This window comes from Proteus sp. FME41, from assembly GCF_014897315.1.
GTDB lineage: Bacteria > Pseudomonadota > Gammaproteobacteria > Enterobacterales > Enterobacteriaceae > Proteus.
On the sequence record NZ_JABUYL010000006.1, the window covers coordinates 85,835 to 111,524 of the forward strand.

Consider the following 25,690-nt stretch of genomic DNA (forward strand, 5'->3'; position numbering starts at 1 on the left):
AAAAAATATTTATGGATAATTTCTATGATTTATAGATTTCTTTTGGCAATAAAAAATAGACCAGAGTTAATCGTATTATCGGTTATGATCTTGGTTATTATGATGTTAATTATACCGTTGCCAACCTATATTGTAGACTTTCTTATTGGACTCAATATTACTATTTCTTTACTTATTTTTATGAGTTCATTTTATATTACTCGTATATTGAACTTTATGACCTTTCCTGCACTATTACTGATTACGACACTTTTTAGGCTTGCTCTTTCTATTAGTACCAGCCGATTAATCTTATTAGATGCAGATGCAGGTGAGATAATTACCTCGTTTGGTGAGTTTGTTATCGGTGAAAACTTAGTCGTTGGTTTTGTTGTTTTTTCTATTGTTACTATCGTGCAATTTTTAGTTATTACTAAAGGCTCAGAGCGGGTTGCAGAGGTTGCTGCTCGTTTTTCTTTGGATGGAATGCCGGGAAAACAAATGAGTATCGATGCTGACTTAAAATCAGGCATTATTAATAACGAAGAAGTGAAAATTAGAAGAAAAGAATTAGGGCAGGAAAGCCAATTATATGGCTCTTTTGATGGTGCAATGAAGTTTATTAAAGGTGATGCAATTGCTGGTATTGTGATTATTTTTGTTAATTTAATCGGAGGAATTTCTGTTGGCATGGCGCAAATGGATCTCTCAATTACACAGGCGTTACATACTTATACACTTTTAACAATTGGTGATGGGCTTGTTGCTCAAATTCCTGCATTACTAATTTCTATTAGTGCCGGTTTTATTGTAACTCGTGTTGGTGGCGAGAATAATAATCTCGGTTTTAGTATTATGAATGAGTTACTCGCTCAAGATTTTGCTATTTTAGTGACTGCTATTCTTGCTTTTGTTATTGGCTTTTTACCTGGATTTCCAACCCCTGTTTTTCTTATATTATCTATAATTCTAGGTGGATATTTCTTTAAAAAACAATGGAATAATAAGAAAAAAGAAAGCTCCCTAGAACATGGGAAAGATGAAAGTGAAGGCGAGTCTTCAGATCCTGACGGTAAAAAAGGGATTATTTCAAATCTATTTTCTAATAAAAATGAGTTAGAAAATGAAAATAGCTTATTAACAGAAAATATTACGTTATCTCAAGCAGAAACATTACCTTTAATTATTACTATCTCTGCTAAGAAAAAAGGTTATTTAACAAAGTTAGTTTTTGATAAATGGTTAAAAAAAGAATTTATCTTACAATATGGTGTATTACTTCCAGATATTGTTATTCACTATTCAGATAGAATTGAGGATAACAAAATTATCATTTTAATAAATGAAGTTAAGGCTGATGAGTTTGATTGTCCTTTTCCATTTGTTCATATTAAAAATCCTACTGATGAATTTTTTTCTTTAGATTTTAAAGTAATAGAAACTCAAGATGGTGATAATAAATATTATTGGGTCAATCAAAGTTATAAAGAAAAATTAGAATTGCTAGGTTACAAATTAGAATTATCAGAAGCTTATTTTTATAGAAAATTTTCCAACTTGATAACATTAAACATTGTTGAGTTTCTTGGAATACAAGAAACAAAAAATATACTTGATAAAATAGAAGAAAATTCACCAGAACTTTTAAAAGAGTGTTATAGACAAGTTTCTATCCAACGGATCAATGATGTTTTACAACGCCTCGTTCAAGAAAAAATTCCGATTAGAAATATAAAAACAATTATAGGTGGATTAGTACAATGGGGAAGTAAAGAAAAAGATCCTATCCTTTTAACAGAACATATTCGATCTTTACTTTCACGTTATATTAGTTATTTTTTTTCAAATGATGGAAAATTTAATGTAATTATTTTATCTCATAACGTAGAAGAGATAATTCGTGGTGGAATAAGACAAAGTTCTTCTGGAACATTTTTAAATTTAGAACCGGCTGAGCTTGATATGATAATAGAGAAAATATCTACAGCTATTGATGAAATTAAATATATTGAAGATTATGTTTTTTTAACCGCAATAGATATAAGGCGGTTTGTTAAGAAACTAATAGAAACACAATATCCACAATTATCTGTGTTGTCTTATGATGAAATTACATCAGATATTGAAATTAACGTTCTACAATCTATTTAGGAGAGATTATGTCTTTTGATCTAGCAAGTTTAATTATGGATGCTATGAATGTAATTGGTCGGAATGATTTATTTTCAGAAGGAAAATCTGTTGATAACCATTCAACAATAAAAATTAGTTTGGGTGATATGCCTGATATAAATTTATTAGTAGTTGATGAAGTTCCTATGATTTGGTCTGTATTAGGTGAATATAATGAAAATTTATTATCACAATGTAGTGCTTCATTATTAATAAATAGTATTAATAACCAATCAGAAAGCTTTTATCCAGGTCAACCGGCTTTGGTGAAAGTCGAATCTGAGTTAGAACTGCGGGCTTCATTTATGCCTATGGCTTTACAAAACGGCGAATCCATGGCTAAAGCGATAGATGAATATTTTCAAATGATGAATAGTATTCATCAACAGTTTATCGGTTAAATAATGAATAACGTATTTTCAATATTTCATCACGCGGCTAACCCTATACGAATACAAGGTAATATTCTTGAGGTTATGTTGCGTGATGTATTTATTGGAGAAATTTGTTTATTAAAAGATTCCATTATTAATGGCCAAATTATTGGCGAAGCCATTGTAATAGGTTTTCGTAATGGTATTACAATTTTAAGTATGATGGGGAGTTCCCAAGGTTATTCTTTGCAAATAATCGTAGTACCAACAGGTAATGCTTTCTCAGTTGCTTTAAGCCCTAACGTTCTCGGGAGTATGATTGATATTAAAGGTAATTATTTATTGCGTTTTAGTAATAAAAAAGGGGTAGAAGAAAATTTTTATTCATATTTACCTATTGATGGTCATCCTCCCTCATTTAGTGAACGACGGCCTATTACAACGAGATTTGAATCAGGTGTTCGTGCTGTTGATGGATTATTAAGTTGTGGATTGGGCCAACGAATGGGGATCTTCGCCAGTGCAGGGACGGGTAAAACAATGTTGATGAATATGTTTATTCGCTTCTCTCAGGCTGATATTTTTGTTATTGGCCTCATTGGTGAAAGAGGTCGTGAAGTAACAGAGTTTGTCGAAGAGTTAAAAAAAGACAAACGATGCGAAAAAACGGTATTAATTTGTTCAACGTCGGATCAACCTGCGATAGAACGCTGTAATGCCGCATTAGTTGCCACTACGGTTGCTGAATATTTCAGAGAGCAAGGCAAAAATGTTGTGTTATTTATTGATTCAATGACACGTTATTGCCGCGCGTTAAGGGATGTTGCTTTTACAGCAGGAGAACTGCCTGTTCGTAAAGGCTATCCTGCTTCTGTCTTTGATAAATTACCCGCTATTTTAGAAAGACCTGGGGTAACTCATAAAGGTTCAATTACAGCGTTTTATACTATTTTGCTTGAAAGTGATGATGAGCCAGATGCGATAGGTGAAGAAATTCGTTCTATTCTTGATGGGCATATTTACCTTTCACGAAAAATAGCGGCTTCAGGCCATTACCCTGCAATTGATATCTTAGGCAGTGTGAGCCGAATTTTTCAACAAATTACGGATATTGAGCATCAAAAGGCAGCATTAAAAATAAGGCAAATATTGATGCGCTTACAAGACATTAAATTATTACAAGAATTGGGTGAATATCGTGTAGGTGAAAATGAATTAAATGATATTGCGGTAAATAAAAAATCGGCAATAGACAGTTTTCTTATTCAGTCATTCAAAGAAAAATCCGAATTTCAACAAACATTGAATCAACTTAATGCGCTTACCTCTTAATCAACAAATATTGATAAATACTATCGCTAAGCGTCAACAAAGAATAGAAAGAAAACAACAAAAATGTCAAAAATTAATAAAAGAGGCAGAAAATAAGAAGGAAGAACACGTATTATTAGCCTCAGCTTTAGAAAAAGAGATCCCTTCATATGAAAAGGTAGGAACTTATTCAAGACTGTCTTTAAACCAACAAAAGCGTAAACAAGCAATTATTTTAGCTTTATTGAATACTTCGATTACTCAAATAAAGGAAATTGAATATCAATTAGAAAAATTAAAAAAAAACAGTTTAATTCTACAAAAAGAAAGAGAAGTTGCTGTCAAAAAACAAAATAAAATAAAGCTTTATCTTGAAAGAAAAACATTAGAAAAAGAGTTATACCTTGAAAGATTAGAGCAAAATGAAATACAGGAGATAGTATTGTATGATATCCATAAAGATGGATGATTTTAGATTGAATAAAATTTTAACGAGTGATCAAAATAGTGAAAATAAAACTATTTTTTCTAAAAAATCATTACTACTTTCTGCTAATGTAGGGTTATCAAATATTGAGAAAAATGATTTATTAACTGAGGATGTCAGTAAGATAAAACAAAAATTAGCCGATTTTTATAATCTTGAACATGATAAAAATATTGATTCAAAACATAATCTAAAAATAAAATCAAAAGATAAAAAGGATAAAGATGAAGAATATGACTGCTTAAATATAGAAGGGTTGTTGTTAACTCAAAGAAAAATATATTCACAAATTTGTCACCACGTAAATAAGGATAAAATAGAAAGAAAATCACTCTCTAATAACGGAAGTCAAAAAATATCCATTTCTACTGAAAATAAATTAAAGCTAACAAAAGGCTTTCAACTAGATGATGGGAAAAATATTAATATTCATGATATTAGGGGGGGGGATGATATAAAGATAAATGAGTTAGGTACGATAAGGAAAGATAATAAGGTTAATCCTAGAGTAGAAAAAATAGAGAGAAAATATCAAGACAGTAAAATTTTAGAGAGTGATGAGAATAGAAAAGTAAATAAAAACGATCCTTATAAAAGAGTAGAGAGTATCGTTGAAAATAAATTATTATTAAAAAAAGTGAAGAGAAAATCAAATAGTGAAAATAGTTCTATAAATATTGAACATGATTTAATAATAAATGGAAAATATTCAAATAGTCAAAAAATAGATAATAAAGATCTATTTTTTAATCTTAAAAAACAAAATGTTAATATAGAAAAAGGGCATAAAGAAAAAATAAAAGAAGAGATAACTGATATATCTATTTTTAACAGTATCAAGCCAGAGTATCAAAAAACAATACCAGAATTGTTATTTAATAAAACGCTTATTGATATACCAGCATTAAGTCTATTGCATAAACACATTTCAACACTGACTCAACCCCCTAGTATGACTTATGTTTTTAAAAAATGGGGAAGTGAACTTCATCAAATAAAAATGAATTTTGATACAGATAGAAAGATCCAACTGATTGCTTCTACTGGGCGAGTTTATCAATCCTCTTTAGAAAATTTTAATCAATATCAAGGACGGTTATCTCTTTCATTAGAAAATGACAATACTCGTTGGCATATTAATAAAATTGATCATTCTGATAATAACGAAGATGAAAAATGAGAATGTTAGACCTTAAAAATAATATTAATGATGATAAAGAGAGTGATTCAATGAGAATTCTATCTTCATTATATTTATCTCAATTACCAATTTCTTCGGCCTATTATTTTAAGATAAAAGGTCAAAATACAGTAGGTTCATTTACAGGGCTTGTTTCAGTTAATCAAGTAATGGACATGCTATATTCTGAAAAAAAAATTGATTGGGAGCGCGTTCCAGAAGCTTACCTTCATATTCTTTTTTCACAGAAATGTTCACAATTATTGTTTCCTTTTTCGAAAGATCCGATGCCATTAACAATAGATAATATCTGTTTAGGAGAACAAGAAAAAGTTAGCTATCCAGTGGTTAATACGACAATAGGTAACATATTTATTTGTTCTTTTAAAAAATATTATAGATGGACATTGTCACCAAAAAATAAAATTAATGCGATAGCTCAGTTTCAACTTGGTAATAGTACTCTGTCACTTTCATTATTAAAAACAGTCTCTTTGGGCGATATAATGCTAATTGATAGCATTGATTTTTCACTTATTATTGGTGAAAAAAAATGGATGCGTTATCAGTGGCAAGAAGGAGAAAATGCCGTGGTTTTAGATGAAAAATTATTTACCAATGAAATAATAAAAGAAGAATCAACAGAAGATATAACATTACAAGAAAATATAGAATTGAAGGCGATTAAAGCTATTCCTATTACTATTTCTTTTTTACTTGCAAGTCAGGCATTACCTCTCGAACAAATTGAAGCGTTGTCACCAGGGCAACAAATTAATTTACCGGATAATGCGTTACGACATATCACCTTAGTGGCTAATGGTGTTGCTATTGCTCAAGGGGAACTTATTAAAGTCGATGAGCGATTAGCTGTAGAAATTCAACATTCCTATTTACAGCAAGATTAAGTCTATGGAAAGCTCAACAACACTTATTTTAACATTAGCTTTAGCCACATTAGCCCCTTTTATTATTGCGGCAGGAACCTGCTACTTAAAATTTTCTATTGTGCTTGTTATGACGCGTAATGCTTTGGGGGTTCAGCAAGTTCCTTCTAACATGGTACTCAATGCTATTGCATTAATGATGGCATTGTTTGTGATGACACCTATAGCAAAAAATACCTATCAATATCTTATTGAAAATCCGGTTGATATTACATCACCAGATTCTTTTGAGCGATTCTCTGATGATGCATTGGGTGAGTATAAACGGTATTTATACAAATATTCTGAACCTGAATTATTAGATTTTTTTGAACAAGCTCAAGGAAATCGGCCAGATAGCTATGGTGATAAGGAAAATATAGAAAGTTCTTTATTATCGTTATTACCTGCATATGCATTAAGTGAAATAAAGTCTGCCTTTATTATTGGTTTTTATCTTTATCTTCCTTTTATTGTTATTGATTTAGTTGTTTCTTGTATTTTGTTAGCTTTGGGTATGATGATGATGAGCCCAATTACATTATCAGTACCTTTAAAATTAATATTATTTATTGCTATGGATGGTTGGACTCTATTGGCTAAAGGATTAATTAATCAATATCTCGATCTCATGGCGGTAAGGTGATGGATATGGTTTATGCAGCCAATAAAGCTATTTATTTGGTAATATTACTTTCAGCTGCACCTATAGCAATAGCGACATTTATTGGATTAGCTATTGGGTTATTACAAACCATTACTCAGATTCAAGAGCAAACATTACCTTTTGGTGTAAAACTTGTGGGTGTCTTTGTTTGTTTATTAGTTACCATGGGATGGATGGGGGATAAAATATTAGTCTATGCCAAAGAAATGATGGCGCTAGGATTGGCAGGATAAATAACATGTTAATACTGCCAGAGTATATACAGGTTTATTTAGTTGATCTTTTTCTACTTGTTGCAAGATTATTTCCTACTTTTCTTTTTATTCCATTCTTAAACAGTCGAGTGCTTAATAGCCAATTATTAAAATATATTATTATTTTTTATATTGCTATGGGAATAAAACCAAGCATTGTAATTACTGATGAAATAAGAAATTTATGGGAAATCATACTATTAAGTGAATTAGCACTTGGTATTTTAATTGGACTCCTTTTTGCCACCCCTTTTTGGATTGCTTCGGCATTTGGCGAGTTTATTGATAATCAACGAGGGGCAAGTATTGGTGATACTATCAATCCAACCACCGGAATTGAATCTTCTGAATTTGCTTCATTAACGGGACTATTTTGTGCGGCTTATTTTTTATCAACTGGGGGTTTAACCTTATTAATGAGTACGATAAAAGAGAGCTATGATGTATTTCCTATCGGGTATTTTAACAAAGAAATTGGCTATTCATTTATTGGTCATTGGTTAAACGACATGATTTATGCCGCAATTGTTTTAGTGTCACCTGTACTGATCATTATGTTTTTAAGTGAAGTGGCATTAGGCGTTTACTCACTATTTTGTCCTCAATTAAATGCTTTCTCATTGTCATTGTGTATAAAAGGTATTATTGCCTTTATATCACTGCTTCTTTTCTTTGCCCCTGCAATGACGACAGAGCTTTATGCATTTTTTAATCATAGATACTTTTATAGCATTTTTATGAGCATTTATCATGGCTGAAAAAACAGAGAAACCCACCCAGAAAAAACTTGATGACTCTGCAAAAAAAGGACAAAGTTTTAAGAGCAAAGAGCTAACATCAGGGCTTGTCTACCTTATTGGTGTTATGTACTTATTTCATCAAGTTGATTTAGATGAATTTAGCCAATTTTATCAATCTCTTTTACTTCATCCGACAAATATCAATTTGAAAAGTTATGTTAATGTTATATCAACATTATTTTTTGATATTGTTTTACCAATACTTGCTGTGACTTTTTTATCTGGTGCTATTCCTTCTTTATTTAGCTCTCGTTTTAAGCTTGCTACTGAAGCAATTAAAATTGATCTTAACCATATTAATCCAATTTCTGGTTTTAAAAAAATATTTAGCATAAGAACAATTAAAGATTTATTTAAAACATTATTATTTATAGTTATATTTTTAGTTACTTGTTATGTTTTTATTATTTTACATGGTCATGAAATATTTATATTATACCGTTCTAATTTAAATGTTGTTATTGATAAATGGTGTTCACTTGTTGTTGGTTTTATATTCATATTTTTTGTTCTTTCAATACCTATTCTTATTTTAAACATTATTGCTGATTTCTTTATTTTTATGAAAGACATGATGATGGAGAAACACGAAGTTAAGCAAGAAAATAAGAACATGGAAGGTGATCCTGAAATAAAATCAACACGTAAACAACTTCACCAAGAATTACTTGATGAGCCAATGAAAAAAGTGATCAGAGATTCTTCTGCTGTCATTGTGAATCCCACACATGTAGCCATTGGTATTTATTTTGATCCTGATAATGGGATTATGCCGTTAGTCTCGTTGAATTGTATTAATGACAAAGCATTGGCAGTGAAAGCTTATGCAAAAAAAGTGGGAACACCAGTAATTCGTTATCCTGAACTTGCGAGAAAAATTCACCATAAATATCATTTGTTTGATGTAATTATAGATCAAGACTTATTAGATATTATGGATATTCTTATTTGGCTTAAAAAGATAGAAATTGAAGGATTACTTAGAGAAGAAATGGATTATACATTTCAGTGATAATTATTATGACTATATAATTATTTAAATTATAAAAAACATCTATTTATTTTAATAAAAATAGGCGTGTGTTTTATTAAAGTAATTAAGTAATAATTAACTTACGATTTCATTATTAATTATTCATCATAGATGAAAGGATTAACATTATGTCATTATATGAAAAAATGTCAGAAAAAGAACTTGAACAATTAGCAAGTTATATTGTTTCTATTGCTCAAAACGGAGCTTCACTCAAGGATGAGGGCACTATCCCAGAAGGGTTTATGGAGGGAATTTATTCATTTGCTTACGACTTTTACCAAAAAGGTAAGCTGGATGAAGCAGAAGCAATTTTCAAATTTTTGTGCCTTTATGACTTTTATAATGTTGATTACATTATGGGTCTGGCCGCAGTTAAACAATTAAAAAAACAGTATCAAGCTGCAATTGATCTTTATGCATTAGCTTATTTAAATGCCAAAAATGATTATCGACCTGTTTTCTATGCAGGACAATGTAATTTGTCATTGGGCGATAAAGAAAAAGCAAAATATTGTTTTGATCAAGTTTCAAAAAATATCAATGATCAATCAATAAAAGAGAGAGCTAATGTTTATTTAGAATCATTAAAAGATATCCCTCTTGTTGTTCTTAATAAAGATAAGGAAGAACAGTATGATTAAAATTAATCATGAGAATATAACATTATCCACTTCTTTAGCTTCTAAGGAAGTGGATAAAGTAACTAAAGATACTGTACAGCAAGCACAACGAATTAATTCTGCGAGTGAGTACCTTGTATCATCACAACGTAAAGATAAAGAAAATAATTTTATTGGACCTTCTCTTCGTGTTCCTATTGAACAGAAGAAAAATAACAAAAAAATCAATATTCAAGATGATACGCAATATAAAATAAAGGTTGCTACTCAACAGCATATAAAGAATAGAAATGAATTATTCATTAATGATAAAAATGAAATAAAAAAGACTAAATTTGATACAACTTATAATGAAGATAAAAAAATCAACATTCTGGCTAATGAGAAACATCTTTATGATCAAGAAATAGGTAATAATTTAAATCTCTCATTAAAGAAGCCATTGCCATCAATATCGTCAGCACCTACTTCTTCGGAAAATAAAAAATCAAATAAAGATTATGATTTTCTATTTTTACAATTATCTTATCAAAATGTTATCCATCAGAATGTTTTAGATAACATTAAAGATCCAGATAAACTGGATTATTATCTTGATAAATTAGATAAGCTATCTAAAGGCATCGATGGTTTAAAAGGACAAATTAATTCAGTTTTAGATGAATTTAAAAATACTAAAGATGCTTATACTGATTACTGGATGGAAGTTTATAATCAGATAAAAGATAAAAATTTTAAAACAGAACCTGAAATTGAAAGTTTTTTAAAAAACAATAATATTCCTAATTCATTAATTAAAGAATTACTCTCTGGGGAAATTAAATCGAAAGAAGATATGGAAACGTTACTTGAAAAAACGTTTCCATTTTTAAATTTACCTGATGACCTCTCAACAATGTCATTAGATGATTTAGATAAATTATATAGTCAATTATCTAATTTTTTTGATAATGCTTTTAAATATATGCCTAACGTCTCTATGAGTGACGATAAGATAAATAAAATCACTTCACATAGGTATGAATTAAAAGCATTAATAAATAAAGAAGACAATAAATCAATCAAAGATAAATTAGAACAAATAAAAGAAACCTATAGAGCATTGACTCTTTCCCAAAGTGGGTTAGAACTTGAAATAATGTCAGATTCACTATCTGGCATGGCGTTACTTACTTTTTTATTAGCTAAAACACGAGAATTAACGTTAAAAGTGATGTTACAACGTTCTGAAAATGAGCAAAGTCTTTTTGAAGAAATGCAAAAAGTTACTGAAAAATCATTAAAAGATAAGATTGAAGATCAGAAAGCACAAATTAAAAAACAGGAAGAAATTCAATTTTGGGCAGGAATTGGATTAAAAATATTAGGGGGATTATTAGCATTAGTGGCAGGTATTGCCTCTATTTTTACGGCAGGTGCTTCAATGGCATTAATGGCGGTTGCTGTCGTATTATTTGTCGCTGATGTGGCATTAACAGTTGCTGATGAAGTCTATCAAGCCATACATAATAAATCATTTATGGATGAAATTATGTCGCCTGTATCAGAAGCAATTATGAAGGCAGTAGATGCTCTTGTTGATTTCTTGGCTGATATGATTAACAGCACTATTGATGGATTAAAAGGGCTGGGAATAGATAAAAAAATTGTCGATGAAATGAAAGCGGCAATACAAGATAAGCTTAAAATGGCACTGAAAATTTTAGTGACAGTGGCTTTATTTGTCGCCGCAATTGCATTGAGTTTTGTTATTGGGCCTGCGGCAAAAGGAATTTCAAATGTTGCCAATAAGATATTTAATCAACAAGTTAGGGATACACTAAAAAGAGTATTACATGATTATCTTGAAGCGATGCTTGGAAAAATGATTAAAGAGATTGTTGTTCAAGCATTAGAAGAAGCCATGGAGAAAATTAATAAATTATTAGCAAAAGACCTAAGCAAAAAAGCAGGAGTGATGTTAAATAGAACAGTTGTTACATCGAAACTAATTAATTCTACTGCAACAAATGCTGTCAATATTTATAGCAGTGTCATTTCTGCAAAAATTTTACAATCTATAGCGGATAGTAAAAAACTAGAAGCCATATTAAATCTTATTCAGAAACTAATGGATAAAATCATGGAAAGTTACCATGAAAATATTGATACCATAACTGAAATATTAAAAAATATGAGTGAACAATCTACTGTAAGCAGTAAAGCAAAATCGGACATGATAAGAAATATATCTATTTAATAAAATCTATTTTAGTGAGGTGTTTATATGAGCTGGGAAATAAATAATAACATTAATTCATTTAATAAATTTAAAGTTGAATTTAATGAGATTGGGAAAAGTGAAAGTATTATAGATGATAATAAATCAAATAAAGATATTGAACCTAGAATAAAAGAATTTATAGAAAAAACAAAAAATAATATCAAGCCTAATTTAACAGAGCCAGAAATAAAAACACCCAACTTAAAATTAATTCTAAAAGAGCTTGAAATTGATCATGATAGCGATATTTATGATAATAGAAAAACTGAAAGCTTAGGTACGTTTAATTTTATATCTGATGATATGATGAAGCTAATTAACCTGATTATAAAATATTTAGAAGCCATGATTAAGAAGTTTGAAGCATCTAGAGAAATGGGGGTGATGCTGATGAATGTTGAGTTAAATATGGCAGATCAAATAAAAGATAATCTTAATAAAAAAGCAAATATTATGATAGGTGCGGCAATTACTAGTGCAGGCCTTTCAATGGCAATTAATGGTATGGGCGCTTTTGTTTCTATTAAAGGTATGGGGAAAGATCTTATTGGACATTCTAACCCTACAATTATCAAAGGTAATTTAATATCCTCTACGGCAGATCCTTTAGCAAGAATTGCAGATCAAAGTTTGCAAGCTGATGGCATTAGGCTTGATGGCGAGCAAAAAGTATTAGAGGCACGAGGAAGTGCAAATAATCACGTTATTAATAATAATAATGATATTCAACGTGAAATGACAGAAGTTATAAAAGCACTATTACAAGCTATAGAGGCGATTATTCATGCTCAGCAAGATGTAGCATCTTCTATTGGTGCAAATGTCAGAGGATAATTTATGTTTAAGGCTATTGATTCAGGGATGTCTAATATAGCAAATTATTCGAAATCATATTCTTCACCTAATGATGTAGTTTCCAAATCTAAAAATGAAAAACAAATTTTAGATAATATGGAAGATTTACTTATTAATATAAGAAGAGAATATAAAAATTTTGATCTTGAAAACTGGATTGATTGTAATAATTTAAAAGAAAAATCAGAAAGAGAAATCTCTATTTCTCTTTCTGAAAAATATGCTACCAATATGATTGGTAATAAAAAATGTTTAGACTCTATAAATAAATTAGCACCGATAATAAAAGATACTCTTTCTAATCAAGGGTATCTTACGGATTCATTAAGTGAATTTTTTTATGAAGTAAAACAAACCATTATTGTGGGTAAAAATGATTATTTGGATGTACTGAAATCTATTTTCTCCAATTATATGGATTATGTCAGGGACGTAAGAACAGCAATAACATCAATAAGTCAATATACTAAAGCAGGTAAAAAAGAAGGGTACATCTTAGTTGATTATCATAACTTTAGAAAAAAATTAGAGAATGTTAAAAAAGAATATAATGAAAAATTAGGAGATAAAAATTTTTTTCATATTCAAGCCTTATTTGAAACTAAAAGCGAGGGTAGTTATATTAGAAAAATTGATAACCATCAAATATATTATAAAAATGAACACCAAATTGATAGCGCATTGCATGCAATAGAGAAACTATTAACAGATATAAAAGGGATCACAATAAAAAAAGAAGATCATTCATCAGAGGGAAGTATTAAATTTGATTTTATAGGTTCTATTAATTTCGACGATCTTGATAAGTTTTCAGATAAAATAAAAGAAAAAGAATCGAAAGAAAAAAAGATCACAGAAGAAGAATTACAACAAAAAAGACGTGATTATATAAATAATCTTAAAAAAGATTTCTTTTATAAAATTTCTACAGGAAAACTAAGAGAAATAAGAGATGAAGCGCATGAACATGATGCTGATAAAAAAGTGAAGAAATGGAGAGAGGAAAACAATGAAAAATTACTGAGTAACATACTACAAACAGAGTTTGATCTGTTTAAAAAATTACTTGATGCCTTAGAAAAGAAGCTAAATACTAATTTAGATGAGCTCTCTAAAAAATACAGTTCAGCAAACAGTAATTATGATAATTTTGTGAAAATAGTGAGCAGTACAATAAACACCTTATTAGAAATGGCAAAAGGTTTTTTGCGATTCTAAATTTTATATATTTAAAATTAATTTTTTTAGAGAATTCCCTAACAATGCTAACACAATATGTAATTTTAAATTCTTGTTTAAAACGACTTGTTTTATTTAATTAATATAAAAGGTTAATGTTATGGCTACTGTTATTGATTCTAATACTTCTCAATGTAATAATAAAATAAACTTAAAATCTCAATCATCTAATATAATAGAATATAATCAAGGTGAGTTTTTAAATAGTTCTCGTTTCTTATTAGAGGATGTAAAAAAAGAGTATCAATATATTTTTCTTAACGATCCACAAGGAAATAAAAAATTAGAAAATTTATCTCAAAAAGAAAAAGATTTTTATCTAGATGAACAATATGTAAAAAACTATATTAGTCAAAAAAATAGTCTAAATGAAATTAATATCGTCTCTCAAGCTATAAAAAATACCCAGCCAAACAATGGCTATCCAACGGATTCATTACATGATCTCTTTAATGATGTAAAACAATCTATTACTGCGGGAAAAAGTGACTATTTAGATGTTTTAAAGGATATCTTTTCTAAGTATATGAATTATGTTAATGATCTACGAGAGGCTTTATCTGCATTAAATCAATATACAAAAGCAGGAAGTAAAGATGGATATATTAATGTGGATTTTAAATCATTCTATGACGAAATTAATAAAATTAAAGATAAATATGACTCTTTATTACCAGATGAATCTTTATTGTATCTTAGAGTTTTTTTAGAACATCATGATAATGGAAGTTATCTTAGAACAATAAATGGAACCGAAATCTATTATAATAATAAAGAAAATACAGAAGCAGCATTAAATTCAATTGATAAATTATTAAAGGAATTAAATGGTATAAGTTCAAGCAGGAATGAACAATCGATTGAACCTAATATCGATGTTGTCTTTATTGCAAAAATTGATTTTTCTGATTTTGATAAATTTATGCAAGAGCTAAGCAAGAGAACTAAAAATAAAGGTGATATATTACAAACGGAATTTGATTTATTCAAGAAATCTTTAGATGCATTAGAAAAAAAAGTTAATACTAACCTTGATGAGCTTTCTAAAAAATACAGTTCAGCAAACAGTAATTATGATAATTTCGTTAAAATAGTGAGTAGTACAATGAATACATTATTAGAAATGGCGAAAGGATTTCTTCGTTTTTGATTTTATATAGAGTGATATTATGGAAAATAAGCTTATTTTAGGGATAGAAAAGAGCTGATAGAGTATCAATATCAGCTCTTAATTTTATAAATAATAATTTAAATTAGAGTCTATAATTAAAATTTATATTCAATACCTAGCCAGTAATTACGGCCATCTTCCATATAACCTTGAGTGTACTCATAAGATTTATCAAATAGGTTATTAATAGAAGCATTAGCAGAAATACCATAACCAACGTCATAATCTAAACGAAGATCAGTTTTAGCATAACCCGCTAGTTTGTCATCTTCATCAATACGGTTATAAGTCCAGCCTTGAGCTTCTTCCATAATGGTAAAGCGCAGTTGTTCAACAGGAATAAACGTCATCCACAGATAAGCTTTATGTTTTGGTAAACCTTCAATATGTTCAATTTGTTTAGGATCGCTATGGATATAGCTGTAGTTTAAGCCAAGCTCTAACCAATCTGTCACATTACCTTTAGTTCCTAAATCAAGACCAACATAATCAACGCGTCCGCTATTTTGATTTTGGAAGAAGGGCATACCATTACGATAAACCGTGTGCGCCATAATTGCATCACTAACACGGTTATAATAAATACTGGTTTGATAACCCCATTTATCCGTAATGTGTCCTTCATAGGTTAAGTCAAAAGATAATGCGCGTTCAGGATCTAAATCTGGATTGATGATCCCTTTTGAGCCATCTTTGGGTTTTTCAGTGGTGTAACGCTCTTTTTGTGTCGGGAAGCGGCTACGATCAGACACAGAGAAACGAACGTTATCATTATTAGCTAATGAATATTTCGCCATCATTTCCCAGTTGAAGGCGGTTTGTTTGTTATCATCAGCGCCTTTGTCAGTATCAACGCTATCGCGCCAGTCGTAGCTAATTGCACCCACTAAATCGAGATCATTTGTTGCTGCCCATTGATATTCTGTCGCTAAAGACCATGTTCTGTCTTTATAACGCATCCAATCACCATTTTTCTCTTTTTGAGAACGGTGAACGTCATCTTTCCAGTGAGCGGCAAAAGAGAGGAGATCACTTTCACGTGTATCGATACCTAACTGTAATGCAGCACCGGTGCTGTAATCGTCATAGTGACTATAGTCCGCGGTATTGCCTTTTTTAGGGTACATATAGAGAGTATTTTCGAACTTATCGTGATATGCACGGCTTTGCAGATTAATACCATCAGTAATTTGAGTGATACCACTATAGTAATAACTCTCCTTGTTGTAATCCGGCCATGCCCAATATTTATATTTACCTTTTGCATTAGCAGAAGTATTTGGTGGGCTATTTTTTTCACCGTCTTGTTTTACATAAGTCAGAGTATATTCGTCAGAAGCGCGTGGCGTCCAACCGACTTTGATCATGCCACGTTTATCATCAGTTGCTGAATTATCACGACGTCCATGAGTACCCGCAGCTGCATTATTTTCATCCGCACCAGGAATTGGAGTAAAACGTTGTTTTAATTGGCTACCACTGATTTGAATAAAGCCTAGATCATTGCGTGCTCCTAAACGGGCACTCATGTTATGGGCATAATCAGCACCACGAGCAAAACCTTGAGAGTAAGCAATGCTTCCTTCTAATGGTTTTTTCGGCGTCGCAGTAGTGATATTAATTGCGCCACCCATTAAGTTAGGGCCTTGTAGTAATGAGGTATAACCTTTATTGACTTCAATACTGGCTAGATCGTTAGTGGTAAAACGCGCTAAGTCTAAGTTACCATCGTAAGGGACATACGTTGGAATACCATCAAAGAAGACAGGCACTTGGCGGCTATCAAATCCACGCACTTTAATGGTGTATTCATTACGGTTACCTGATTTTTGCATCACAACACCGGGTAATGTTGCAATAGCTTGTGCGGCATTGACTTTATTTTGTTCAAGCATTTGTGCTTGCGTTAACACATCTGGATTTGCCGCAATCGGGCTACTCCAAACCGTTAATAAGTCAGGCGTTGATTGCCCATAAGTGGAGTCAGCAAGTGCAATACTTGGCAGTAGAGCAAAAGATAGACAGTAGCATAGAGGTTTTAATTTCATCATTCCAATCTCAATTTATAATCAATATATAATTATTTATATAACGATAAGCGTAAAATAAATAAAAAGAGTACTTACCCTTCAGTAAGCACTCGGTCTTGTTATTAAACAAAGCAACGAACCCAAATAAGTGAAGCCCTGCAAAGATATTCCTCTATGCCATGACAACACTTTCCTTACATAGAGCGGTGTTAATTTTGTTTATTGTTGATTAAATATGTAAATACTCACTTGCTCGTAACTAGCTATTTTTATTTAATTTTTGGATAAAGACGCACTTTAATATCCGTTGGCGGTGCGTAATAAGGTGACGACGTTACCATTAAACTAATGCCTGTTTGTGCGTATTTCTCGATAGTATTGAGGTTAATCCCACCAGCCACAGATAAGTGGCAATGAGGCGCAATGTGGGGCGCTTCTCGTTGTAACTGTGCAATATCTTCAACCGAGAATTTATCTAGCTGTAAAATATCAGGCTGTGCTTTTAACGCTTCTCTTGCTTGTTCAATATCATCCGCCTCAACAACAATGCATTTTTCCGGTGCGGCTTGACGTAACTGCTTAACGTGTTGTGCCCAATTGTTTGGTTCTAATAAAAAGTGGCGATGATTAGCAAAGAGTAAAATCGTTTCAGAACAGCCTTGGCGATGGATAACGCCACCGCCAGCCAGTATGGCTTGTGTTGCCAGCAATTTGGTATTAGGGATATTTTTACGTGTGCACGCAATTTGCCCTTTGGGTTGATAGCGGTGATAAATTTCTAACATGCTTGCCATATAATCACTGACGCCACAGCTCCACTCAAGGACGTTTTGTACCACTTTCCAGCCTTGGTGCAGGGCATCGGCACGACCTTCTGCGGTGATTAAGCAATCACCTGCATTGGCAAAATCACCCTCTTGTAAGTGTGCTTTTACGCCTAATCCTAACTTTTCTAATAAACGGCAACCTAGCGTGATCCCACTGACACAACCCGCTTCACGGCGAGTAAAGGTCATTATGCCCAATTGGTGACTAATATTTAGCGCGCGACTAGTGAGATCACCATACTGGATATCTTCCATTAATAAATTATCAAGAAAGGCATCAGGGTAATAAATCATAGGGTTAACTCACTTTCAGGGACGACATCCCAAGAAACCATTGCCCAATCACGAGTAGGCGAAATCAGTGAAACCCCCTTTTTAATGCTTTCATGATAGTAAGTTGTTAGGCGTGCAATTTCGTCTTCGCTTAAAGGCCCTACAGAGAAGTTAATACCCTCAATAAAGTGTTCAAGGCTATTGAAATTACTCTGGCAATTACGGCTACGGATATAATCCACTTTAGGGTGAATACCCATTTGGTTAAGCATATTCACAGCATAAATGTATGTTGGAAGCGTCGGAACATCACGACCTAATAAGCGGATAATACGTTGATCAACAAAGGTTGGAGAAACTGTATGAGTCGTATAAACACGTAATTTTGCGTGGCGATTCAGCTTTAAGAGTGCTGCTTTTAAATCCATCACTAACGTCGAGCGTGAAGCCACCGCAATATCACAGCGAGGGATTGCATCCCAGCTATCTTCCCATGAGCAAGTGATAAACTCAGCGTGATGGATGCCCGTGTGTTCGGCTCTGCGTTTAGCAACGGCTAACATGCCTGTGCTGTAATCAATACCAATGGTTTTTTTGAATTTGTCTGCTACATGAATACTAATCGAGCCAGGGCCACAACCCACATCTAATAGGGTTTCAGCACCAGTAAAATCCATCATTTCACGAAATTTTATTAGATAAGGATCGTTAGGATTAGCACAGGTTTCTGCCATTTTTTCAGCACGTTTATCCCAATGTTCTGGCTCTTTCTTGGTTCTTTCAGCCTGTATCATGTGGTTTTTATAAAGTTCAGCAAAATCGGTGGTTTCAATTGTGTTCATATTCTTGCCTATGGTCATTTTTATTATCAGAGTAGGCGTGAAAATGCGCCTGAATATCGGTTGGTTGTACACCATAAAGGTGCGCTAAATTAGTGGGTGTCAGCAAAACGTCAGGACTGCTTTGCAAAACAGGGCTATGGGGTGTCAGTAACATAACCTCATCCGCCAAAGAGGCGGCATGTTGAGGGTGATGTGTAGACATAAACACACTGATCCCTAACGTTTTTAGTGACTTAACTTGGGTAAGTAGTTTGATTTGATTACCAAAATCAAGGCTAGCTGCAGGTTCATCCATGATCAGCAACTTAGGTTGTTGCACTAAAGCGCGTGCAATCAAGACCATCTGTTTTTCACCGCCACTTAAGGTATCAAAAGTTCGGTGAGCAAGATGAGAAAGTGAGAGCATTTCTAAGGTTTCCATTGCCATTGCTTTATCTTGCGAGCTAGGCATAGAGAAAAAGGAGAGATGTGCCCCTCGTCCCATGACAACCATATCAATGACATTAAAAGAAAAGGGGATATGTGTGGCTTGAGGAACATACGCCACCACTTTAGCAAGCTCTGTTGGTGACCACTCACTTAGTGTTTTACCCGCAATATTAATCTCACCATCAATACACGGTATTAGCCCTAATAGCGTTCGCATCAAGGTGGTTTTACCACAACCATTGGCACCTAATAAACAGATGATCTGCCCTTGTTCGATATTAAAGGAAAGGTTTTTAATGAGCGCTTTGCCTCTATAACCAATAGTGAGTTGGCTTGCTTGTGCAACTATCATCCACTTTTCCTTGTTCGGAGTAACAGCATTAAGAAAAATGGCGCACCAATGGCAGAGGTTAAAATACCTAATGGGAGTTCAATATTGGCGATTGTACGAGCTAATGTGTCAGTGATTAACAACATAATGGCACCTACAAGCAAGGAAACAGGGAGCTGTTGACTGAAGTTGGCACCCACTAACAATCTTGCAATATGAGGGACAATTAAGCCCAGCCACCCAATAATACCCGCGATAGAAACTGCACTGGCAGTGATTAATGTGGCTGACAAAATAAAGATAAGCCGTGTAACTTCGACATTTAGTCCTAATGCTCTCGCTTCTTCATCAGATAGGCTGAGTATATTCATACGCCAGCGCAATAAAATCAGTGGAATAAAGCCAATTAACATTAAAGGTGCAACAGAAAATAAATCTGAAGCGGTGATTGTTGAAAGTCCCCCCAAAAGCCAAAAAGTGATGGAAGGTAATTGAGTATAAGGGTCAGCTAATATTTTCATTAATGAAATTGCGGAGCCGCATAATGCACTGATAGCAATACCCACTAACACAAGAGAAAGTACTGGGTCGTGCTGTTTCGCAAGTTTTGCAATAAAGTAAACTAGGGCAACGGTCGCTAACCCTCCCGCAAAGGCAAAAAGTTGAATCGACAACATGGATTGCCCAAGAAAAATACCTAAAACAGCGCCTACACCCGCACCAGATGAAACCCCAAGAATATCAGGTGATACTAAGGGATTGCGAAACATACCTTGATAAGCTGCACCTGCAATCGCCAATCCTCCACCAATTAAGATTGCTGCCAGAACACGGGGAAATCTTATTTGCCAAAAGACAGTCTCCGTTCGACTGTATTCCACATTACCCGTTAATTTATTACTCACTAGCATCCACAGTTCATTGGTAGTAAGTGAATACTTACCACTTGTGATGGCGATTAAGGCGGTGATTGAAAATAACGCCAATAAAAGTGTGATACGGGCTGATTGACTCATGAATACTCCAGCAATGGCTGACATTGTTCAGCACTTAATTGCGTGTGGTAAAAATGAGCAAAGTAATTTTGCAGATCTTGTGCTGCCTGTTTTTCTATTCGAGTGTCAAAATGGCTCTGTAAACGGCGCATTCCTATTAAACGATTAATACCCGGAGGACCATCTAACCAGCCGAATGGTAAGCCTTTAAACAGTAACACTTTGTTATTTTTAACGGCTTGAATACTTTGCCACACAGGGGCTTGTGTAATTTGCTGATAGGCATTTTCATCTTGTGTGATGATAATTTCAGGGTTCCACATCAACAGTTGTTCTGGTGAAACATCCGTTAATCCGGTGAAATCTGGTACATCAACCACATTTTCAAAGCCTAAGATTTCAATTGCTTCGGTGTGAATAGAGCCCCTCGCACCTGTTTGTAATCCTTTTGCACCCCGAGCAAGATAAAAACGTGAGTTTGTTTTTTGCTCAGAAGCAAACAAGGCGGCCTCACTAAGATATTGCTCAGCAATCAGTGCCAGCGTTTCAGCTCTTTCTGCAACCCCTAGTAAAGCTCCTGTTTGGCGTAACTGTGCAGGGCTATCTTTTAATGTGCCATCAATTAGCACATAAGGGACACCGGTTTGATCAGAAACGCGTTTTGCTAATGAGCGATAGGTTTCATCTACATTGCCACTATCAATAATAATATCGGGTTCTAGCGTCATTAATGCTTCTAAAGAAAGTGTGCTTCCTCTCCCTGATAAGCGGCCTAAACGCGGTAATTTACGTAAATCATCGGCAAATAAGGGACTTTTTTCTAAGTTAAGTGATGAAAAACCTAATAATTTTTCAGGCGCTAATGCCAGTAATAGTTGGTCTGTAGGGGGGCCTGCACTAATCACCCGATGAATTGCCGTGGATGCCGGAATGTGACCAAATTGTGCCGCAATACGTGAAGTTATTGCGGCTCTTACCGAATGTGGAAGTGCAGATAATGCTGCAATCGTGGTGAAGTAAGTTAGAAATTGTCGTCTGTGGATAGCCATAAGTTCACACTGCTTATTGTTTTATATTAGTATCGTTGTTTCATTTATTATATAGCGAAGAATACTATATTTCCTTTGGCTTAAGTCAAGGGATCATCAGTCAAAATCAAATCTAAGTACACATCTGAAAAACTTTATTCGAAATAGTGTATAACGTAAGGCTATAATCAGCGTTATTGGAAAAATAAAGCGCGTATTAATACGAATGTTTTTGGACAGTTGCGATATAAAATGAAGAAAAAACGCCCCTCATTACAGGATGTAGCTTCACGTGTTGGTGTCACCAAAATGACCGTTAGTCGTTTTTTGCGTAACCCAGAACAAGTCTCTGAAGCTTTACGAGAAAAAATTGCGCGTGAATTAGAGAGTCTTAATTACATTCCTAACCGCGCTCCTGATATTTTATCTAATTCAACCAGTCATGCGATTGGGGTATTACTGCCTTCTTTGACCAACCAAGTGTTTGCAGAAGTTATTCGTGGTATTGAATCAGTGACTGATAAATACGGTTATCAAACCATGTTGGCACACTATGGTTATCGAGCAGAAAAAGAAGAAGAGCGTCTACTGTCATTACTTTCTTATAATATTGATGGACTTATTCTTGCTGAAAGAACGCATACACCAAAAACAATAAAAATGTTAGAAACTGCCGGTATTCCTGTGGTAGAAATTATGGATAGCGTTTCGCCTTGTTTTGATTCGGCAGTGGGATTAGACAACGTTGACGCTTCACAACAAATGGTCAGTGAAATGATCAAACGTGGCTGTAAACGCATCATTTATCTTGGTGCAAGGCAGGATGAGCGAACCTTAATGCGTTTAAACGGCTATGAAAAAGCGATGCAACAGGCGGGGTTACCAACAGGCAGTGTAATGACACCCAAGAGTTCATCTTATTCTTTAGGGGCGGAGCTACTTTATGCGGCTCGTCAGCAATACCCTGATTTAGATGGACTTTATTGCACGAATGATGATATTGCGATTGGGGCTATTTTTGAATGTCAGCGTGTGGGGATTTCAGTCCCCAATGATATTGCTATTTCAGGTTTCCATGGTCACGATGTGGGGCAAGTGATGACACCTCGCCTTGCCAGTATTTTTACACCACGTGATGAAATGGGACAACAGGCTGCCGATTTATTGCTTAAACGAATGAAAGGTAAAATAGCCAAAGGCCAAGTGATTGATGTTGGCTTTCGGATTATCACTGGTGAAAGTATTTAATAAAATAATATTTTAGCATCAGTGATTTACTATCTTAATAGCCCTATTGTTAAGTGATTAACAGTAGGGCTTTTTATTATGATAGTCCTCTATTTTTTCTTGCCATACTGCTTGTGTTTACGGTGTATTAGTAATTAGAAATTGGGTTGTTAACCAAATATTTTGTTGTCAGTTTGTAGATCATCTTACTTTCATTTGAGAGTCGCTTCACATTTTCACTTCTTAATTGATCTTGGTTGTTGTATTTACCTTACCACTTCGGATATGTTACCCGTAACAGTTACGGGTAACATTACAAAAAAGACTGACTATTGGTCTTAAAGGAGCATTCTATGAACGATACCCAATCCCTACACCATGTTTTTATCTTAATGGGGGTATCAGGTAGCGGTAAATCAGCGGTCGCAAGTGGTGTGGCACAACGTACGGGTGCGGCATTTTTAGACGGCGATTTCCTTCATCCTCGCTCAAATATTACTAAAATGGCATCAGGCCACGCTTTAAATGATGATGATCGTAAACCTTGGCTACACGCTTTAAACGATGCGGCATTTGCCATGCAAAGAACCAACGGTATTTCGCTAATCGTTTGTTCTGCATTGAAAAAACAGTACCGAGATAGGTTAAGAGAAGGCAATCAATGCCTGCACTTTTTATATCTAAAAGGTGACTATGCGTTAATTGAAAGTCGCTTAAAAGCACGTAAAGGACACTTCTTTAAACCTCAAATGTTAGTGACTCAATTTGAAACCTTAGAAGCGCCAACAAAAGCTGAAAACGATGTGTATGAAATTGATATTTCAATGCCACTTGATGATGTGATTGAAAGTGCAATTAATAAGATAAATTCAGTCACTCAAGGGACTTTTGAAGGGGAAACGGTATGAGTACATTAACCCTTGTGCTAACTGCGGTTGGCTCTGTTTTATTATTACTCTTTTTTGTTATGTATGCCCGTTTACATGCGTTTATTGCCTTAATGATTGTGGCTATTGGCGCGGGTATTTTTTCTGGTATGCCATTAGAGCAAATTACGCAAACCATGCAAAACGGAATGGGAGGAACACTTGGCTTCCTTTCTATCGTTGTCGCACTGGGGGCAATGTTTGGTAAGGTGCTACATGAAACTGGCGCACTAGACCAAATTGCAGTCCGATTATTAAAATACTTTGGTGAGAAACGTGCAAATTATGCATTAGGTATCGCAGGTTTAATCTGTGCATTACCACTATTTTTTGATGTTGCCGTTGTCTTGTTAATTGGTGTTGTGTTTGCCGTTGCCCGTCGTACTGGGGGCAATGTGGTGAAAATGGCAATCCCGTTATTTGCAGGTGTTGCGGGTGCTGCTGCTTTCTTATTACCGGGGCCAACACCGATGTTATTAGCTGACCAAATGAATGCTGATTTTGGGTGGATGATTTTAATTGGTTTATGTGCGGCAATTCCGGGCATGTTATTAGCTGGCCCTATCTTCGGTAACTTTATTAGCCGTTATGTTACGTTAGAATTACCTAAAGATTTGGCTGAACCGAGTTTAGGTCAAAGCAAAATGCCTTCTTTTGGTTTTAGTCTTGCCCTTGTGTTATTACCTTTAGTGTTAGTGGGATGCAAAACCATTGGTGCACGTTTTGTTGAGGAAGGTTCTCAACTATACAATATTCTTGAATTTGTAGGGCATCCCTTTATTGCTATTCTTGTCGCTTGTTTAGTGGCTATTTATGGTTTAGCTATCCGTCGCGGTATGAGTAAAGAGAAGGTGATGGAAATCTGTTCCGCCGCAATCCAACCCGCAGGTATTATCTTATTAGTAACAGGGGCGGGCGGTGTCTTTAAACAAGTGCTGGTGGATTCAGGGGTTGGCCCTGCTTTAGGTAATGCTTTAATTGGTGCGGGCATGCCAATTGCTATCGCGTGTTTTATTCTTGCCGGCGCGGTACGTGTTATTCAAGGTTCAGCTACTGTGGCTTGTTTAACTGCTGTAGGCTTGGTTTTACCAGTTATTAATGAGTTGGGTTACAGTGGTGCTCAAATGGCCGCATTATCTGTCTGTATTGCGGGTGGCTCTATTATCCTTAGCCATGTTAATGACTCGGGTTTCTGGTTATTTGGTAAATTTACGGGTGCGACTGAAGTGCAAACCTTAAAAACGTGGTCACTGATGGAAACTATCCTTGGCACAACAGGCGCGATCGTCGGTATGATTTTCTTCGCTTTTCTATAAAATTTAAGCTTTATTTTTCAAATAATTAGCGCGTCTTTTTGACGCGTTTTTTTTCATTGCTATAAATGCCCTTAAAATATGACAGAAAAAGCGCTGTTTCTCATTAATCTAGAGGATCCTCGATTAATGGGC

Annotated in this window: 24 protein-coding genes; 18 read left to right on the forward strand and 6 right to left on the reverse strand. The window is 33.9% G+C overall.

Annotated features, from left to right (window positions below; genetic code table 11):
* Positions 1–24 precede the first annotated feature (24 nt).
* From INT04_RS07530 to INT04_RS07600, 15 genes are all read left to right on the forward strand, one after another.
* Entirely contained in the window at positions 25–2,130 is a 2,106-nt protein-coding gene (locus tag INT04_RS07530; protein ID WP_193015536.1) for an EscV/YscV/HrcV family type III secretion system export apparatus protein, read from the forward strand.
* A gap of 8 nt (positions 2,131–2,138) precedes the next feature.
* Entirely contained in the window at positions 2,139–2,552 is a 414-nt protein-coding gene (locus INT04_RS07535) for a type III secretion protein (protein WP_193015537.1), read from the forward strand.
* Positions 2,553–2,555: 3 nt separating this feature from the next.
* Positions 2,556–3,857 (forward strand): type III secretion system ATPase SctN, encoded by a 1,302-nt coding sequence (gene sctN / locus INT04_RS07540; protein WP_193015538.1) that lies wholly within the window; start codon positions 2,556–2,558, stop codon positions 3,855–3,857.
* Entirely contained in the window at positions 3,841–4,305 is a 465-nt protein-coding gene (locus INT04_RS07545; RefSeq protein ID WP_193015539.1) for a type III secretion protein, read from the forward strand. The genes sctN and INT04_RS07545 overlap by 17 nt, the downstream gene beginning before the upstream one ends.
* Entirely contained in the window at positions 4,283–5,503 is a 1,221-nt protein-coding gene (locus INT04_RS07550; RefSeq protein WP_193015540.1) for a hypothetical protein, read from the forward strand. Before INT04_RS07545 ends, INT04_RS07550 begins: the two co-directional genes overlap by 23 nt.
* Positions 5,500–6,411 (forward strand): FliM/FliN family flagellar motor switch protein, encoded by a 912-nt coding sequence (locus INT04_RS07555; protein WP_193015541.1) that lies wholly within the window; start codon positions 5,500–5,502, stop codon positions 6,409–6,411. Before INT04_RS07550 ends, INT04_RS07555 begins: the two co-directional genes overlap by 4 nt.
* Positions 6,412–6,415: 4 nt before the next feature.
* Positions 6,416–7,075, forward strand: coding sequence for an EscR/YscR/HrcR family type III secretion system export apparatus protein (locus tag INT04_RS07560; RefSeq protein WP_193015542.1), 660 nt, complete (start codon positions 6,416–6,418; stop codon positions 7,073–7,075).
* A complete protein-coding gene (gene sctS / locus INT04_RS07565) occupies positions 7,075–7,329 on the forward strand; it encodes a type III secretion system export apparatus subunit SctS (RefSeq protein ID WP_226894021.1) in 255 nt (84 codons plus the stop codon). The genes INT04_RS07560 and sctS overlap by 1 nt, the downstream gene beginning before the upstream one ends.
* A 5-nt stretch (positions 7,330–7,334) precedes the next feature.
* A complete protein-coding gene (sctT, locus tag INT04_RS07570) occupies positions 7,335–8,108 on the forward strand; it encodes a type III secretion system export apparatus subunit SctT (RefSeq protein ID WP_193015544.1) in 774 nt (257 codons plus the stop codon).
* Positions 8,101–9,162 carry an EscU/YscU/HrcU family type III secretion system export apparatus switch protein gene (locus tag INT04_RS07575; RefSeq protein ID WP_193015545.1) on the forward strand — a complete coding sequence of 354 codons (1,062 nt, stop codon included), beginning with the start codon at positions 8,101–8,103 and terminating at the stop codon, positions 9,160–9,162. The genes sctT and INT04_RS07575 overlap by 8 nt, the downstream gene beginning before the upstream one ends.
* A 149-nt stretch (positions 9,163–9,311) precedes the next feature.
* On the forward strand, positions 9,312–9,827 hold the full coding sequence (sicA, locus tag INT04_RS07580; RefSeq protein ID WP_193015546.1) for a type III secretion system translocator chaperone SicA: 516 nt from the start codon (positions 9,312–9,314) through the stop codon (positions 9,825–9,827).
* A complete protein-coding gene (sctE, locus tag INT04_RS07585) occupies positions 9,820–12,045 on the forward strand; it encodes a type III secretion system translocon subunit SctE (protein WP_193015547.1) in 2,226 nt (741 codons plus the stop codon). The genes sicA and sctE overlap by 8 nt, the downstream gene beginning before the upstream one ends.
* 27 nt (positions 12,046–12,072) lie before the next feature.
* A complete protein-coding gene (locus INT04_RS07590) occupies positions 12,073–12,903 on the forward strand; it encodes a type III secretion protein (protein WP_193015548.1) in 831 nt (276 codons plus the stop codon).
* Positions 12,904–12,906: 3 nt separating this feature from the next.
* Positions 12,907–14,142 carry an IpaD/SipD/SspD family type III secretion system needle tip protein gene (locus INT04_RS19335; RefSeq protein WP_226894022.1) on the forward strand — a complete coding sequence of 412 codons (1,236 nt, stop codon included), beginning with the start codon at positions 12,907–12,909 and terminating at the stop codon, positions 14,140–14,142.
* Between the two features lie 121 nt (positions 14,143–14,263).
* On the forward strand, positions 14,264–15,313 hold the full coding sequence (locus INT04_RS07600; RefSeq protein ID WP_193015549.1) for an IpaD/SipD/SspD family type III secretion system needle tip protein: 1,050 nt from the start codon (positions 14,264–14,266) through the stop codon (positions 15,311–15,313).
* A 116-nt stretch (positions 15,314–15,429) separates the two neighbouring features.
* On the opposite strand, the gene INT04_RS07605 is transcribed toward INT04_RS07600, so the two are convergent.
* The 6 genes from INT04_RS07605 to INT04_RS07630 form a co-directional block, all read right to left on the reverse strand.
* Positions 15,430–17,382, reverse strand: coding sequence for a TonB-dependent receptor plug domain-containing protein (locus tag INT04_RS07605; RefSeq protein ID WP_193015631.1), 1,953 nt, complete (start codon positions 17,380–17,382; stop codon positions 15,430–15,432).
* Between the two features lie 251 nt (positions 17,383–17,633).
* The gene (gene modD / locus INT04_RS07610; RefSeq protein ID WP_193015550.1) at positions 17,634–18,485 is read right to left on the reverse strand and encodes a ModD protein; all 852 of its coding nucleotides are present in this window, start codon (positions 18,483–18,485) and stop codon (positions 17,634–17,636) included.
* Positions 18,482–19,306 (reverse strand): class I SAM-dependent methyltransferase, encoded by an 825-nt coding sequence (locus INT04_RS07615; protein WP_193015551.1) that lies wholly within the window; start codon positions 19,304–19,306, stop codon positions 18,482–18,484. The genes modD and INT04_RS07615 overlap by 4 nt, the downstream gene beginning before the upstream one ends.
* Positions 19,293–20,087, reverse strand: a complete 795-nt coding sequence (locus INT04_RS07620) for an ABC transporter ATP-binding protein (protein WP_193015552.1) — start codon at positions 20,085–20,087, stop codon at positions 19,293–19,295. The genes INT04_RS07615 and INT04_RS07620 overlap by 14 nt, the downstream gene beginning before the upstream one ends.
* Entirely contained in the window at positions 20,084–21,082 is a 999-nt protein-coding gene (locus INT04_RS07625) for a FecCD family ABC transporter permease (RefSeq protein ID WP_193015553.1), read from the reverse strand. Before INT04_RS07625 ends, INT04_RS07620 begins: the two co-directional genes overlap by 4 nt.
* Positions 21,079–22,110, reverse strand: a complete 1,032-nt coding sequence (locus INT04_RS07630; RefSeq protein ID WP_193015554.1) for an iron ABC transporter substrate-binding protein — start codon at positions 22,108–22,110, stop codon at positions 21,079–21,081. Before INT04_RS07630 ends, INT04_RS07625 begins: the two co-directional genes overlap by 4 nt.
* A 231-nt stretch (positions 22,111–22,341) precedes the next feature.
* Between INT04_RS07630 and gntR the strand changes: the two genes are divergently transcribed.
* From gntR to gntU, 3 genes are all read left to right on the forward strand, one after another.
* A complete protein-coding gene (gene gntR / locus INT04_RS07635; RefSeq protein WP_193015555.1) occupies positions 22,342–23,337 on the forward strand; it encodes a gluconate operon transcriptional repressor GntR in 996 nt (331 codons plus the stop codon).
* A 332-nt stretch (positions 23,338–23,669) separates the two neighbouring features.
* Positions 23,670–24,224, forward strand: coding sequence for a gluconokinase (gntK, locus tag INT04_RS07640; RefSeq protein ID WP_193015556.1), 555 nt, complete (start codon positions 23,670–23,672; stop codon positions 24,222–24,224).
* Complete coding sequence (gntU, locus tag INT04_RS07645; protein WP_193015557.1) at positions 24,221–25,558, forward strand: gluconate transporter; 1,338 nt, start codon at positions 24,221–24,223, stop codon at positions 25,556–25,558. Before gntK ends, gntU begins: the two co-directional genes overlap by 4 nt.
* Positions 25,559–25,690 lie beyond the last annotated feature (132 nt).